The 15775-nt window shown below is 51.9% G+C and carries 10 protein-coding genes; 7 read left to right on the top strand and 3 right to left on the bottom strand.

All coding sequences use genetic code 11. The features are described from left to right. Positions 1-13: 13 nt before the first annotated feature. Positions 14-499 (bottom strand): hypothetical protein, encoded by a 486-nt coding sequence (locus JHJ32_RS11220; RefSeq protein WP_200121018.1) that lies wholly within the window; start codon positions 497-499, stop codon positions 14-16. Then, on the bottom strand, positions 496-969 hold the full coding sequence (locus JHJ32_RS11225) for a DUF4293 domain-containing protein (protein ID WP_079717203.1): 474 nt from the start codon (positions 967-969) through the stop codon (positions 496-498). The genes JHJ32_RS11220 and JHJ32_RS11225 overlap by 4 nt, the downstream gene beginning before the upstream one ends. A gap of 173 nt (positions 970-1142) precedes the next feature. Here JHJ32_RS11225 and JHJ32_RS11230 point away from each other — a divergent pair, with 173 nt between their 5' ends. From JHJ32_RS11230 to JHJ32_RS11260, 7 genes are all read left to right on the top strand, one after another. After that, on the top strand, positions 1143-1835 hold the full coding sequence (locus JHJ32_RS11230) for a response regulator transcription factor (RefSeq protein ID WP_079717202.1): 693 nt from the start codon (positions 1143-1145) through the stop codon (positions 1833-1835). Further along, a complete protein-coding gene (locus tag JHJ32_RS11235; RefSeq protein WP_200121019.1) occupies positions 1822-3123 on the top strand; it encodes a HAMP domain-containing sensor histidine kinase in 1302 nt (433 codons plus the stop codon). Before JHJ32_RS11230 ends, JHJ32_RS11235 begins: the two co-directional genes overlap by 14 nt. Before the next feature lie 167 nt (positions 3124-3290). Further along, entirely contained in the window at positions 3291-4643 is a 1353-nt protein-coding gene (locus tag JHJ32_RS11240; protein ID WP_200121020.1) for a TolC family protein, read from the top strand. Between the two features lie 6 nt (positions 4644-4649). Further along, positions 4650-7922 (top strand): efflux RND transporter permease subunit, encoded by a 3273-nt coding sequence (locus tag JHJ32_RS11245; RefSeq protein ID WP_200121021.1) that lies wholly within the window; start codon positions 4650-4652, stop codon positions 7920-7922. Next, complete coding sequence (locus JHJ32_RS11250) at positions 7919-9040, top strand: efflux RND transporter periplasmic adaptor subunit (protein ID WP_079717198.1); 1122 nt, start codon at positions 7919-7921, stop codon at positions 9038-9040. Before JHJ32_RS11245 ends, JHJ32_RS11250 begins: the two co-directional genes overlap by 4 nt. Before the next feature lie 181 nt (positions 9041-9221). Further along, positions 9222-12443: a TonB-dependent receptor gene (locus JHJ32_RS11255; RefSeq protein ID WP_200121022.1), complete on the top strand. Its 3222-nt coding sequence runs from the start codon at positions 9222-9224 to the stop codon at positions 12441-12443. 21 nt (positions 12444-12464) lie between these two features. Beyond that, positions 12465-13925: a RagB/SusD family nutrient uptake outer membrane protein gene (locus tag JHJ32_RS11260; RefSeq protein ID WP_200121023.1), complete on the top strand. Its 1461-nt coding sequence runs from the start codon at positions 12465-12467 to the stop codon at positions 13923-13925. A gap of 24 nt (positions 13926-13949) precedes the next feature. Here JHJ32_RS11260 and typA read toward each other — a convergent pair whose 3' ends face one another. Continuing rightward, positions 13950-15755 carry a translational GTPase TypA gene (gene typA / locus JHJ32_RS11265; protein WP_079717195.1) on the bottom strand — a complete coding sequence of 602 codons (1806 nt, stop codon included), beginning with the start codon at positions 15753-15755 and terminating at the stop codon, positions 13950-13952. Between the last annotated feature and the right edge of the window lie 20 nt (positions 15756-15775).

Genomic DNA, 15775 nt, shown 5'->3' on the forward strand with positions numbered 1-15775 from the left:
CCAAAAAAAGGGGTTAGTTAGCTGCGCCTGACGCCTCCGTGAGGTAAGCATCAAGGAACCTTCCTTCTTCCGCACTGTCTTCAAAAACGATTTTTACCACTTGAATGGCCGCCCCCGGGGAAATACCTTCGGCGGTGATCACAAGCTTGGCAGGACTATCGGGCTGCAATAGGTAGTGCAAGTAGTTTTGTTTATCGGTAAAACGCATCAATACACGGCCCAACCCAATCGTCGAAAAATAATATGCATCCCGCCTGTCGTCTACCAGTTGAGTCCCGTAGACGTTAACCTTCAGCTCGCGGGGCATTTTTTTCAAGTTGACAAGCGACAGCTCCACCGTGGCTACGTTGGTAGCGGAGTCAACAACAAACCGCTCTGCTTCGAACCGGATATCGTCAATAACAAGCACGCTGGAATCGCGGGCGGCGGTCCCGCGGGCAGATACAGCCGTCGCTGAAGAGAGTATCAGCATCACCAGCACTAACTTTTGTCTCGTCATCTCAGTCGATCTGCGGATTTGATTAACTTTTCGTCGCGCCGGATACCTCCCAACGCCATCAATAAAAAGATGATACTGATAGGCAGCAGGAAAAAACCAACACCGATATTCCGCGCCGAAAGAAACTGTCTCGCCTCTGTCAGCGCCCCGCTTGCTGCCGTATATAGCCAGACGCCGAATAATAAAATCAGCACAACGGCTAAAACAACCAACTGGATCTGCTGCTTTCGGTTTCTGAACTTAAAAATAATGTACAACGGAAATACACCCAACAGGACGGTGGCAATGGACTGCAAGACAAAAAATTCTTCCCGGATAGCCTGCCCTTCCAACCCGCGATAGACTCCGGTGACCTTTAATGCTTTGCCCAGTCCACCGATATCAGCATACTGAAGATAAGGGAAAAGAAACAAGGCAAAAATTGTAGCCGACGCCAGGAACAACCAAATGGTTTGGATACGTTGGATCATAGAAATTGCTTTTATTGTAGGCAAACTTAGCCAAACTTACCTACAAAAACAAACAATGAAAAGCCGTATATGTTTGTACGCGGCGGATGGCTCCCACTATTTCAAAATTTATTCAAATTTCTATCCTATCTTTGTTTTTACCATGAACCCGGCGTGGTTAAAACAATGAATAGATGAAAGTCCTTGTCATCGAAGACAATCGTGAGCTTGCAAGCAGCATTCTGGGACTAATGGCCCAAGAAGGGTATATTTGCGAATTGGCGGAAGATTACTCAAACGCATGGGAGAAATTACACCTGTTTTCCTACGATTGTATCCTGCTCGACATCATGCTTCCCGACGGGAACGGCCTCGACTTGCTCACACGGATAAAAGATGGAAAAATTCAAAGCGGAATCCTCATCATATCCGCAAAAAATGCGCTGGATGACAAAATCAGCGGGTTGGAATTGGGGGCAGACGACTACCTGACGAAACCTTTCCACCTGTCTGAACTGCATGCCCGGCTACGGGCCATTTACCGGCGCAAGCAGCTTGGCGGGAGCAACAGCATCGCCTTTAACGAGCTGGTTATCAACACCGATTCGTTTGAGGCTCGGGTAAACGGCCTGCTATTGGATATTACTCGCAAGGAGTTTGAACTACTGCTCTACCTGGTCGTCAACAAGAATCGGGTATTGTCTCGACAAGCCATTGCTATCCACCTTTGGGGAGACTACATTGACGGCCTTCCTAATTTTGACTTCGTGTACCAGCACATCAAAAACCTCCGAAAGAAAATCAATCACCTGGGCGGACGGGACTACATTGACACCGTATACGGATTGGGCTACAAATTCAATGCAGACAAGTATGAAGCTGGTTAATAAATTCACCCTGTGGTTTGTGGGCATACTGATTCTTACCACCCCAATCAGTATGGCGATTAGCCATTACAACATCCGCAAAAAAATAGACGAAGCGGAAATCGAACGGCTTACGCAGGTCAATGGTGTAGTCGCCTCCCAACTCCGCCAAGGTATCCCACATGAAAAATACGCGCAGGGAAGACCGATCCATGTGTCAAAAATAGCTGGACCACTCCCTGATGAACACGTCCGGATAACGGAAGAAAACTATTTTAACGAAGATCTACAGCGTGAAGAATGCCAGCTTACCGTTACTTCTTATTACCAAATCGGCGACACTTACTACCGGATTGAGTCGCATGATTACGTCATCAAAGCGAAGCAAATCCTCGCCGGAATGATGAGTGGCGTAATCTGGAAAATGTTGCTAATTGCCTGTTGCGTAGCACTCACCGCGCATATCGTATCTGGCTATATCCTTAAGCCCTTCTACCAAACGCTCAGGGCGATACAATCGTTCAGCTTAAAGCAAAAAGAAAAAATTGGATTCCCGCAGACGAGCACCAAGGAGTTCAAGGAGCTGAACATGCTTTTACAAAAAATGACTGATAAAATCAGTGAGGACTATGCTTCGCTCAAAGAATTCAGCGAAAACGCATCGCACGAACTTCAAACGCCGTTGGCCGTTATCCGCAGTAAACTGGATTTACTGGCCAATACGCCGATACGGGCCGATCAAGCCCAGCTGATAGCCGAAACACAACATTCCGTGGAAAAGCTCTCGCGTATCAACCGGTCACTTTTATTGCTGACCAAACTGGAAAACCACGAATTTGAGCCGTCCGAACATATCCGGCTGTGCACGCTAACAACCGCCACACTCTCAGCCTACCAGGAGCTTATCCAGCTGAAATCGCTTACTGTGCAACGGCGGGTCAATAAAAATGTGCATGTAAAGCTACATCCGACGTTGGCCGAAATCTTGCTCAACAACTTGCTGCACAATGCCATTCGTCACAATGTCCAGGAAGGTCACATCGTAGTAAACCTCACTTCGGAACAACTGGTTGTCCGCAACACAGGTATTGCACCCAAAACACCAACGGAGGAGCTTTTCCAACGATTCAAGAAAAACAACCAGAGCAGTGATGGTATCGGCCTCGGCCTGGCAATCGTCAGGCAAATTTGTGAAATCAGTGGTTTTAATATCGCTTACCATTATGCCGATGGTTGGCATTGCGTATCGGTCTTATTCGATCCCAACAAGGTGCAAGTACGCAAAACCGAAGTATTTGCCGGCGCCTAATCCGATTCTATACATTTTTGTTACGGATAGGCCCGTTATCTTGTCCATTTCTTCAAAATTACTTCAAAATAGCATGCTAAATTTGCGTTATACAAGCAGATACTTTTACATCCTGTCAAATTATGCGATCTATTTCATGCTATTTGCTGTTATTGACATGCCTTTTTATGGGGCACTACCTGCAGGCACAGCAAACGCTTTCCCTCAAACAAGCCATTCAAACGGCAACAGAAAATTACGGACGGATCAAAGCCAAGGCTGCTTATGCGGAGGCCGCAAACGCAGCAGTTTCACAAGCCAAACGGGATTACCTGCCTAACTTTTCGTTGTCTGCCCAGCAGGTATATGGCACGGTCAACGGGCAAAACGGCCCTGCGTACGGGTTCGGTGGGCTGGGCGTGAGCTCATCCGGCTTACCCCTTCCGGACCAGAATTGGAATGCAGCGTTCGGCGCCCTGTATTTAGGCAACATTAACTGGGAAGTTTTTGCGTTCGGCCGTGCTCACGAACGGATGAAGACCGCAGCGGCGGCAGCCACGCGCGAGCAGCGGGACTATCAACAGGAAGTATTTCAGCACCGCGTAAAGGTGGCCGCAGCCTACCTTAACCTCCTGGCTGCGCAACGGCTCACGGAATCCTATCGCAAAAACCTGGCACGGGCGGATACCTTCCGCCAAGTCACCGTCACCCGCGCCCTGAACGGGCTCATTGCCGGCGTAGATTCGTCACAGGCCAATGCGGAAGTTTCGAACGCGCATATTGCATTAGTCAAAGCCCAAGACCTCGAACAGGAACAAGCCACTCAGCTCGCCATATTGATGGGCGTAGCGCCTACTGAATTCAGGCTGGACAGCTTTTTCTTCACCCGCATCCCCAATACGTTGGGCGAATTGTCCAGCGATTCGGTACTTTCAGAGCATCCTGAATTGCAGTGGTACCAAAGCCGCGTGGACTTCAATGACCGGCAGGCACGGTACTTCAAAACGTTTAGTTTTCCGACCGTATCGCTGGTGGGCGTTTTTCAGACGCGCGCCTCGGGGTTTTCCAGCAATTACGCGCAGGACCAGCATGCATATACCCGGAGTTACTGGGACGGCATTAATCCCTCACGCACCAATTACCTCCTGGGGCTGGGCATTACTTGGAACATTACGCAGATCGCGCGCGTTGCCATGCAGATAAAAGCCCAGCAGCTCGTTTCCACAGGCCTACGTGAAGAATATCACCTGGCTAGCCAGCAGCTTTCTGCTCAATTGCAGTTGGCAGACGCTAAGATTGCAAATGCCCTGCGAAATTACCGGGAAGCACCCATACAGGTAAAAGCCGCAGCGGAAGCTTATCAACAGCGAACCGTGCTGTATAACAACGGACTTGCCAACTTGGTCGATGTTACGCAAGCGCTGTATGCGCTGGTTCGCGCTGAAACCGACCGGGATATCGCCTATAACAATGTGTGGCAGGCATTTCTGCTCAAAGCCGCCGCCTCGGGAGATATTGAACTTTTTATGAATGAATTATAGCCGTCTATGAACTTAATCCGCTTTGCACTCCGTAAACCCATCACCATCCTGGTTATTGTAGCCGGCCTGTTTTTCTTCGGCATCAAAGCAATTAGCTCCATCAAGGTGGATATCTTTCCTAAACTTGACCTGCCGGTCATATACCTTTCCCACCCGTTTTCGGGTTATACACCGGATCAAATGGAAGCGATGTTTGGCAAGCAGTATATCAACATTATGCTGTTTGTCAATGGCATCAAGAGTATTGAGACCAAAAACATACAGGGGCTTACGCTGATGAAAATCAGCTTCTATCCCGGCACGGACATGGCTCAGGCGGCCGCCGAGCTCACCGGTTTCGCCAATCGCATTCAAGCCATCTTCCCGGCAGGCTCGAACCCGCCGTTCATCATCCGGTTTGATGCTTCCACACTCCCCGTGGGCCAGTTAGTGTTGAGCAGCGATATACGCAACAATAATGAACTGGCGAACCTGGCCAACACCTATGTGCGGGCTTCATTCACCCGTATCCCCGGCCTTGTAGCGCCGCCGCCTTTTGGCGGCAATGTGCGCACGGTGGTCATCAAAGTGGATCCCGAACGGCTCCGCTCGCATAATCTTTCACCGGACCAATTGGTTGCCGCGCTACGCTTCAACAATCAAACTTCCCCTTCGGGCAACGTACGTGTTGGAGATAAAAACTACATCACCCCGACAAACACACTCATAAAGGGGATCCGAGATTTCGAAAACATTCCCCTGTTTAAGGGCGGCGTATCTAATCTGTACCTACGCGATGTCGCCTCGGTGGAAGACGGTGCAGACATTGCCGCCGGGTATGCCTTGGTCAATGGCCGCCGTTCGGTATACCTCAATGTCTCGAAAAACGCTGATGCTTCTACCTGGGAAGTGGTACAAAACCTAAAAAGATCACTGCCCGTCATTCAAAGCCAACTTCCCGAGGATGTACAATTGCGTTATGAGTTTGACCAATCCACATATGTCATCAACTCGGTAAAAAGCTTGCTCACCGAAGGCGCTATCGGTGCCATCCTGACGGGGTTAATGGTCATCCTGTTCTTGGGTGACTTGCGGGGTGCACTCATTGTGATACTTACGATTCCTACATCGATCATTTCCGGCGTGCTGTTCCTGAGTCTTTTTGGACAAACGATTAACATCATGACGCTCAGCGGACTTGCCTTGGCGATTGGTATTCTCGTGGATGAAAGTACCGTGACCATCGAAAACATTCATCAACACCTTGACATGGGTAAGCCCAAGGCATTAGCCATCTGGGATGCATGTAAAGAAATTGCTTTCCCCAAATTGCTCATCCTACTTTGTATATTGGCCGTATTTGCTCCAGCGTTTACAATGGGAGGTATACCGGGATCGCTATTCCTGCCACTGGCACTGGCCATCGGCTTCAGTATGATCATTTCTTACTTTCTGGCACAGACGTTTGTGCCCGTGATGGCCAACTGGATGATGAAGGTCAAGCATCGCAGGAACGAACGCGGACAAGCGATGAGCGACGCGGAAGAATTCGCCGCTTCGGGCCTGGATGCCGAAAGCGAAACGGATACGTGGAGCCAAAAGAAAGTGCTGGTAGAACGCGAAGACAGCAACCGGGACGGCAAAGTAAGCTTCTTTGAACGGATGCGCATGCGATACCTCCGCTTCATCGAGCGGATGATGCCCTATCGCAAACCGATAGTGGCCACTTACCTCGTGGTGGTATGCGGTGTTGCGGCAGTGCTCATGATGAACATCGGCAGGGATGTCCTGCCTAAGGTAAACGGCCGCCAGTTTCAGGTACGTTTACGCGCGGCGGAAGGCACCCGAATCGAGTACACGGAAAAAATTACGCTGGATGCGCTGGCAGCTATCAAAGACATTGTAGGTGCGGAAAACATCGCCATTACTTCTGCCTACGTTGGCAACCACCCGTCGCTGTTTTCCATCAGTCCGATTTTCCTTTGGATGGCCCAGCCGCATGAAGCGGTTGTCCAAGTGTCATTAGCCGAACACTACCACACCGATTTGGATGGGCTGAAGGAACGTATCCGTCAACGGTTAAGGACCGAACTGCCTGACGTAAAGCTTTCTTTTGAACCGATCGAACTTACCGAGAAAATACTCAGCCAGGGATCGCCGACCCCCATCGAAGTGCGGCTATCCGGACGGGACAAGGCACTGAGCCAGCAATATGCCCAACATGTCATCGACAAGCTCTCCGCCGTACCCTATTTGAGGGATGTACAGCTGGGCCAGTCCGTCAATTATCCAGCTATTAACATTGAGGTCGATCGTGTCCGAGCGGCTCAGTTGGGATTGGACATGACCGATATAAGCCGCTCACTTATCGCGGCGACATCGTCTTCCCGGTTTACCGAAAAAAACACGTGGGTAGACGCCGAAGCGGGCCTGAGTTATAGCGTGCAGGTGCAAGTACCCGAAAGCGAAATGGCCAGCATCAATGACATCGCGGAGATACCGCTGCTTAGCAACAGCGCGCGCCCCGTGCTCGGCGATGTGGCAACGATCACGACCGGCACCACCAACGGCGAAAACGACAACCTGGGGGCGTTGCCGATGCTGTCCGTGACGGCCAACCTCAGCGATGTGGATCTAAATACGGCGGCAAAAGACGTGAAGGCGGCAATTGCCTCGCTGGGCGAGCTGCCCCGAGGGCTTAGCATCGAACTGATTGGATTGAGCCAAACCCTGGATGACACGATGAGCAGCCTAGAAAACGGGCTCATGGTGGCCATCGTCGTAATTTTCCTGATGTTGGCTGCTAACTTCCAATCGTTTAAAGTTTCGGGCATCGTACTGGCTACCGTGCCGGCCGTGATTGTAGGTTCATTGCTGCTGCTAATGGCTACCGGCTCCACGTTGAACCTCCAATCGTATATGGGAATGATTATGTCCGTGGGTGTATCCATATCCAATGCGGTGCTGCTGATTACCAACGCCGAGCAGCTCCGCAAGCATAATGGGGATGCCCTATTGGCTGCGCGGGAGGCTGCGGCTTTACGAATGCGCCCTATTTTGATGACAGCCTTGGCAATGATTGTCGGCATGATCCCCATGGCCATTGGTCATGGGGAGGGCGGCGACCAATCTTCACCATTAGGCCGGGCAGTAATTGGCGGGTTGGCGGCCTCTACGGTTGCTGCACTTTTTATCCTACCACTTGTATTTGGCTGGGGCCAAGCGAAAGCCTCTACGCAAAGCGTATCTTTGGATCCAGAAGATGAAGAAAGCATACATTATATCCAATCGAAAACATGATGACTAGAACGATTCTGATGATAGCACTGCTTGCAAGTACTACTGCTTGGCACGCGTGCAGCCCTTCAAATGCAGAAAACGAATCCGGTGGTTCCGCGGCAATTGAAGCCGCAGCGCCAGCCATTGCCGCATTCGAACTGAAGCCTGACCGGTTATCATCAACGCTCAAGATACCGGGCGAGCTGGTCGCCTACCAACAGGTAGACCTGTATGCCAAAGTCAGCAGCTTCATAAAAACGCTGCATGCCGATGTCGGCAGCGAAGTACGCGCCGGGCAGTTGCTGGCCACGTTGGAGGCCCCCGAACTTAATTCACAGCTGCTGGGCGCTGCATCTCGGCTTAAATCACAAGAGGCCACCTACCTGGCCAGCAAAGCCACGTATGAGCGCCTGCTACAGACCAGCAAAACGCCGGGCACGGTGTCGCAGAACGATCTGGACCTCGCCTTGGCGCGTCAAAACGCGGATCTCGCCCAGCTGGAAGCTGCCAAGGCCGCTCATGCCGAGGTGACCGATATGCGCAATTACCTGGAAATACGTGCTCCGTTCAGCGGCGTGATAACTGCGCGCAATGTCAGTCCCGGAGCTTATGTGGGACCTACCGGCCGCGGTTCGGAAGCACCCATTTTTACCCTGCAAGATCATCAGCGGCTCCGGCTGGTCGTCAGCATACCTGAAGCGTACACCGGCTATCTACAAAAAAACGGCGAGGTGACCTTCACGGTCAAGTCGCTCCCCAACCAGCCATTCGAGGCCCATGTGAACCGGCTGGCAGGCGCGCTCGACACCCGGCTGCGATCGCAACGTATCGAGATGGATGTGAATAATGCCGAAAAACGATTGCTGCCCGGAATGGTAGCTGAAGTAAACATCCCACTTAATGGACTTGCCAACGGTTTCGCGATCCCATCGTCAGCCGTGTTAAATAGTACACAGGGTGTATATGTCATCAAAGTGGAAGACAACAAGGCCAGCTGGGTGCCGATTACGACGGGGAATATAACACCGGACAAAACCGAGGTATTCGGCGATATTAAGGAAGGCGATAGGCTCGTCCTACGGGCGAACGAGGAAATCAGAAACAACTCAGCCGTGTCCATCACACTGTCCGCGCCCTAATCCCAACGCCTGTATCAGGCGGTCGCGCGAAGGCACATTCCTTGCCTTCGGCGTTTAGGATATTTGTTTTCTAAAACAAATACGCCTAAACGCTGTATATTACTTTGTCCAGCATACCTTCAAAACAAACACATACGCAAGCCAGCTATCGGAAGATAATGATCGAACTAATTAGAAGGCTATGAAAAAACGTGTTTGCCCGCGGATGCTTTGGGGCATCAGTTGCTGTTTATTGTTCTTTATCGGCAATTTGAAAGGCTATGCCGCATCCTGCTTGATTTTTGGCCAAGAAACCATTCACCAGGACACGATAAAAAAAGACGTCGCCCGACAGGACACCGCACAACGGGATACCGCAGCACCCGACACGGCACAACGCGTGGTAAAGGGCAAAGTCACGGACGACAAGGAGATTCCGCTCGCTGGTGTAACCATCGGGATCAAGGGGTCAGAAATAGGGACCCAGTCTGATGAGCAGGGAGGATTCGAGATTCGTTCGCCGACCGACTCGGCGGCCATCCTTACCTTTTCGATGCTCGGTTTCGAGCCGTTCGAAATGCCTCTCAGCGTCGCCGACGGACAGACTGTCGTGCTCATTCCTTCCGAAGCTGAAACGCTGGAGGAAGTGGTCGTGATCGGATACGGCACCGTGCAGCGGGAAAACCTCACGGGTGCGGTCAGCTCACTTGAGGGCCAAGCGTTCCAAAATAACGCTATCACCAACACCGAAGAGGGCATCGCCGGCAAAATCGCAGGCGTACGGGTGAGCCAAAGTACAGGCGGACCGGGGAAGGCAGCAAACATCAAGATACGGGGCATCAATTCCATCACAGCTTCCAGCAACCCCCTATACGTGATTGACGGAATCCAGCAGGATCATATGCGTAATGTAAATCCGCGGGATATCGCATCGATAGAGGTGCTGAAAGATGCGGCTTCAGCAGCGATATATGGTGCACGAGGCGGCAACGGCGTTATCGTTATCACGACCAGAGAGGGCGCCGCAGGCAAGACGAGCGTGGAGTTCAACAGTTATGCCGGCTACCAACAGGTAGACCGGTTTCTGCCCATGATGAACACGCAGGAGTATACCGCGTATATCCGTTACCTACGGGATTCACGGTTCCAGCAGGCCGGCGGCGATCTTTCACTCCCAATTACCAGCCGGCCGGCAGAATTTCAATACCCCGAGAGCTACCTCAACCCCGCATCCTTACCTGACAATAATTGGCAAGATATCGTGTATCATCATGCTCCGATGCAAAACTACGCGTTGACGGTGTCCGGGGGTGGCGAGGTAGGCACCTTTCTGCTCTCGGGGTCATACCTCCGACAGGATGGGGTGATGCGGCATACCGGATTCGAACGCTATAATTTACGGGCAAACACAAGCTTCGATATCGGCGAAAAGATCCGGCTCGGAGCGAACGTGGCCACATCTTTCAATATCATGAATGACCCCGAAACGGATGGCAAGGAGAGCAATGCCCATTATGCCTTAGCTATGCCTCCGGTGGTCGGTATCGACGAAAACACGGTTGCAACCGGCTTTTCGCCGGCGCAGACCTACGTCAATCCCCTGGCACGTCTGCGCGAAATGACCGCTCGCTCCAAAGCCAATGAGATACAACTCAACAGTTTTGCGGAGTACGAGCCCATCGAAACGCTGACCTTGCGCACCCAACTGGGCTACATCTTTACGCATGCCGCCTATAACGAATTTATTCCAGCGAATGTCAACCCTGGCGCACAGGCCGTCGGTTACGGATCGAGCACAGACAACGGCACCTTCAGCATACAGAATACCGCGACTTACCGCCCTTATCTTGGGGATGATCACATGCTGGAAATCCTGGGCGGCCAGCAGTATGAATTTATACGGCAGGATATCCTGGCGGCTTCGGCTGACGGCTATCCCAACGACCTGCTACCGACATTGAACAATGCCAACAATCCGCTGCTTGCCAGCACTACTATCGGCGAAAGCGCTACAGCTTCGTTCTTCGGACGGATACAATATCAATGGCTGGATAGGTATTTGCTCTCGGCCAGCGCCCGCTACGACGGGTCTTCCCGGTTCGGTGCAAACAACAAGTGGGGCCTTTTCCCAGCGGTATCCGCCGGATGGAAGATCAATAGCGAGCCGTTCTTGAGCGACGTAGCATGGCTTTCACTTTTGAAAATACGGGGGTCAATCGGTAAGGCCGGCAACGACCGCATCGGCAACTACGAACACATTTCGCTCCTCGGGCTTCAGGACTACAACCTCAACGGCAAACGCGTGATCGGTTTGGTGCCGAGCAACATTGCCAACGAAAACCTGAGCTGGGAAACAACCCTGTCGCGTGATATCGGCCTGGATTTCTGGCTGCTGGATAACCGTATACAGCTAACTGCCGACGCCTACTTTAATAAGACGTCCGATCTCCTGCTCAATGTGCCGACCAGCCGCATAAGCGGTTTTTCCTTCATGCGGAGTAATATCGGAGAGGTGACAAACAAAGGCATCGAGCTACAACTCACAACCGAAAACATAAAGGGCGAGACGTTCTCTTGGACAACTTCGCTCAACTTCTCCAAAAACAACAACCGTGTCCGCTCCCTTGCTCCGGGAATCGATGAGCTTATCCAGCTGAGCACGCTTAACGACTTCAATGCTTATGCGACAATCGTGGGCCAGCCTATTGGCAGCTTCTTTATGTACCAAACCGATGGGGTGCTCCTGCCGGAACATTTTGACGCCGATGGCAATGCATTGGTACCCATCGTCAATGGGCAGCTGGAGGGCAATATCCGCATCGTAGACCGCAATGGTGACGGCGTAATCAATGAGCAGGATCACACGATCGTGGGTAATGCGCAGCCGGATTTCCTTTGGGGGGTGTCAAGCCGAATGAGCTATAAGGGCTTTGACTTCAGCTTTGACATCCAGGGCCAGCAGGGAGGCGATCTTTTCTACCAGGGGCGACGGGGCTTCAACAACGGATTGGGCGAGGGCACCAACCAATACCGTGATTGGCTGCATGCCTACAAGCCTGCCAGATTTGCGGGCAATATCCCGTCAGGGATAGACATGAGCTGGGACGGTGTGACACCCAGCGTTGTGGGCGTAAACCCGGCGTATAACGACACGTGGGTCTACGATGCGACGTTTGTGCGGATACGCAATATCACATTGGGTTACAACTTCGCCAGTTCGCTGCTCAAGAAGTGGGATATCAGTGCGATACGCCTGTACATCATGGCCGATAACCTGCACACGTTTACCCGATATCCGGGCTCCAACCCCGAAGCCAATAATGCCGGGGGTGGCGGCACATCGGAAAACACCCAACCGGGTACCGACTATGGTGGATACCCGATATCCAAACGCTTTACCATGGGAGTTAATGTTTCTTTTTAAACCGCCAACGCTTAGACAGTCATGAAAACGATACGAATTGTACTATTTGCCTTTACGCTACAAGTAGTCTGGGGGTGTAACAAAGACCTGGAACTGACTCCGGAATCGGATTATAACGCGGCGGACTTTTACCGATCGGTCAATGATTTCCGCCAGGCGCTGTTCGGTGCTTATGGCGGTCTGCGCAGTGTACACGGCTTTGATTATCCGATGCTGGTGGAAAGTCTCAGTGACAATGTCAATACGCAACAGAACACCGCGAATCTCCCCGCAGCGCGGTTTGGCTTTACCGCTGGCGATGATTTGGTGTTGGGTGTATGGGGAGCCTACTGGTCGGTCATCAACCGGACCAATAACATCTTGGACCAGATCGACGAAGGGGAGTTCCCCGACGAAAATGTACGCACCATCATGCGTGGTGAGACGCGTTTCATCCGGGGCTTCTGCTACTTCCAACTCGGCTGGCTATTTGGTGGTGTACCCTTAATCGACCGTGTGATGACAGCCGAGGAGGTAACCGCGATAGCCCGTAGCTCACAGGAGGAGACCTTTGCCTTTGCCGCAGCGGATCTGGAAGCAGCCGGAGAAGTGCTTCCCGAAAGTCAGGGCGGCGATAACCTGGGGCGTGCAACACGTTACGCAGCCAAAGGCATCCTTGCACGCCTGCATCTTTACATGGGCAATCACGAGGCTGCCCGCCCGCTCCTGGAGGAAATACTGGCCTATGAAGGCTTAAGCCCTTACCCCGAGTTCGTCGATTGTTTCCTAAACACCCGGGACAACGGCTCGGAGCATGTCTTCCAAATCCAATATACCGCCGGATTGGTAAACCAAGGCAACCCGCTGGTATACTCTCTGGTACCTGAAAACCTACGGTCAGCGCAATTCCCGCAAGGTGGACGCTCAACCTGGGTGGCGGTATCGGACGACCTGTACGAAGCATATGATACCACCGATGTCCGCCGTGACGTTACTATCCAAAAGGGCTATACAACGGTCAACAATGTCGTAGACAGTATGACGCAGCTCTTTGTCAAATTTTCACATGGCACCGTGCCCATCAATAACATCGATAACGACGTCAACTTCCCCATCCTGCGGATAACCGACGTGCAGCTCATGTATGCCGAAGTATTGAACGAAATGGGATACGAGCCCGATGGCGAAGCTTTCGTCCTGCTCAATACCGTACGCAGCCGCGCCGGTTTGGACAGTTTGACAAGCGCTGACCTCCCAGATCAGCAGGTATTCCGCGATTCGCTATTCAAGGAACGCCGGCTGGAATTTGCCTGTGAAGCGCTGCGGTGGTTTGATATTGTGCGGCAAGGACCCGAACGGGCAACCGCCATCATGAATGCGTATCTGGCCCGCCCCGAAGAAGGGGGCGGCTCGCTGGTATTCGATCCCAAATACTTACTGATGCCTATTCCCGAAAGTGAGTTGCGCACCAACCCGTCATTAACACAAAACCCCGGCTATTGAGACCGGGGTTTTGCAAGGGTTTGCCTATTGGAATTTTTTCGCGTTTATTTTCCGTTCATTCTCCGTAAGGTATATCTTACGGAGCCGGATATTCTGCGGCGTCACCTCAATATACTCATCCGCCTGGATGTATTCCATCGATTCCTCAAGCGAAAACTTGATTGCCGGGGCGATGCGCACATTGTCATCACTGCCCGAAGCACGCATGTTGGTCAGCTGTTTGCCCTTTACAAGGTTGACGACCAAATCATTATCCCGGATATGCTCACCCACTATCTGCCCTTCATACACTTCTACACCGGGTTCAACAAAGAAGCGGCCGCGGTCTTGCAGTTTGTCGATGGAATAGGCTGTGGTCTGTCCTTTTTCCATGGATACCAATACCCCTGCCAAACGGCCAGGGATGGGGCCTTTCCAAGGTTCGTAAGCCTTGAAACGGTGTGCCATCACGGCTTCACCGGCCGTAGCGGTGAGCACATTGTTGCGCAGGCCGATGATACCACGTGAGGGGATGTCAAACTCAAGGTGCTGCATATCGCCCTTGGTTTCCATCACCAGAAGTTCACCCTTACGCTGCGTCACCAGTTCGATCACTTTGCCAGACACTTCTGCGGGTACGTCTACCACCAGCGTTTCAATCGGCTCGCACTTCACGCCGTCAATCTCTTTGATGATGACCTGAGGTTGGCCAACCTGCAACTCGTATCCCTCGCGGCGCATGGTCTCAATTAGTACCGACAGGTGCAGGATACCCCGCCCATAGACCAGGTACGAATCAGGAGATTCGGTAGGCACGACCTTAAGAGCGAGGTTTTTCTCCATTTCTTTATACAACCGTTCCTGGAGGTGGCGTGAAGTCACGAACTTTCCCTCTTTGCCGAAGAATGGCGAGTTGTTGATGGTGAACAGCATGTTCATCGTAGGCTCATCGATTTTGATGACCGCCAATTGCTCGGGATTTTCAAAATCGGCAATGGTATCCCCGATGTCAAACCCTTCGATACCCACTACGGCGCAAATATCACCGGCTTTGACTTCCTGTACCTTTACCCGGCCGAGGCCTTCGAACGTATGCAGTTCCTTCACGCGGGATTTAACGATTTTGCCATCGCGCTTTACCAACGATACCGGTTGGTTTTCCTTGATGGTGCCACGGGCAACACGGCCGATGGCAATACGGCCCACAAAAGAAGAATAATCCAGCGAAGTAACTTGCATCTGCAAGGTCCCGTCTACATAAGGCGCAGCCGGGATGTGCTGGAGAATGGCTTCGAGTAAATCCGTGAAATCTTCCTTCGGTGCTTTCCAGTCTGTAGACATCCACCCTTGCTTGGAGGAGCCATATAGCACCGGAAAATCCAATTGTTCTTCCGTAGCATCGAGGCTGAAAAACAAATCAAAGACAGCCTCATAGACCTCATCAGGGCGGCAGTTTTCCTTGTCGACCTTGTTGACCACCACGATGGGCTTTAACCCCAGGCCCAACGCCTTCTGCGTCACAAATCGGGTTTGCGGCATTGGCCCTTCAAAAGCGTCTACCAGGAGGATGACGCCATCAGCCATTTTCAGCACCCGCTCCACTTCACCGCCAAAGTCGGCGTGGCCCGGCGTGTCAATGATGTTTATCTTGACGTCCTTATACCGCACGGAGACGTTTTTAGAGACGATGGTAATGCCCCGCTCGCGTTCGAGGTCGTTGTTGTCCAGTATCAGTTCACCGGTTTGTTCGTTGTCACGAAAGAGATTGGTGAAGTGGAGGATTTTGTCTACCAAGGTGGTCTTGCCGTGGTCTACGTGGGCGATAATCGCTATGTTTCTGATTTTTTGCATTCCAGCAACCTATTTGTCAA

Source organism: Parapedobacter sp. ISTM3 (assembly GCF_016533505.1).
Lineage (GTDB): Bacteria > Bacteroidota > Bacteroidia > Sphingobacteriales > Sphingobacteriaceae > Parapedobacter > Parapedobacter luteus.

Bases quoted from the DNA above. Each gene is read 5' to 3' on its own strand.
- JHJ32_RS11245 (WP_200121021.1), top strand. From the start codon at position 4,650: ATGAACTTAATCCGCTTTGCACTCCGTAAACCCATCACCATCCTGGTT.
- JHJ32_RS11240 (WP_200121020.1), top strand. From the start codon at position 3,291: ATGGGGCACTACCTGCAGGCACAGCAAACGCTTTCCCTCAAACAAGCC.
- JHJ32_RS11235 (WP_200121019.1), top strand. From the start codon at position 1,822: ATGAAGCTGGTTAATAAATTCACCCTGTGGTTTGTGGGCATACTGATT.
- JHJ32_RS11225 (WP_079717203.1), bottom strand. From the start codon at position 969: ATGATCCAACGTATCCAAACCATTTGGTTGTTCCTGGCGTCGGCTACA.
- JHJ32_RS11230 (WP_079717202.1), top strand. From the start codon at position 1,143: ATGAAAGTCCTTGTCATCGAAGACAATCGTGAGCTTGCAAGCAGCATT.
- JHJ32_RS11260 (WP_200121023.1), top strand. From the start codon at position 12,465: ATGAAAACGATACGAATTGTACTATTTGCCTTTACGCTACAAGTAGTC.
- JHJ32_RS11250 (WP_079717198.1), top strand. From the start codon at position 7,919: ATGATGACTAGAACGATTCTGATGATAGCACTGCTTGCAAGTACTACT.
- JHJ32_RS11255 (WP_200121022.1), top strand. From the start codon at position 9,222: ATGAAAAAACGTGTTTGCCCGCGGATGCTTTGGGGCATCAGTTGCTGT.
- JHJ32_RS11220 (WP_200121018.1), bottom strand. From the start codon at position 499: ATGACGAGACAAAAGTTAGTGCTGGTGATGCTGATACTCTCTTCAGCG.
- typA (WP_079717195.1), bottom strand. From the start codon at position 15,755: ATGCAAAAAATCAGAAACATAGCGATTATCGCCCACGTAGACCACGGC.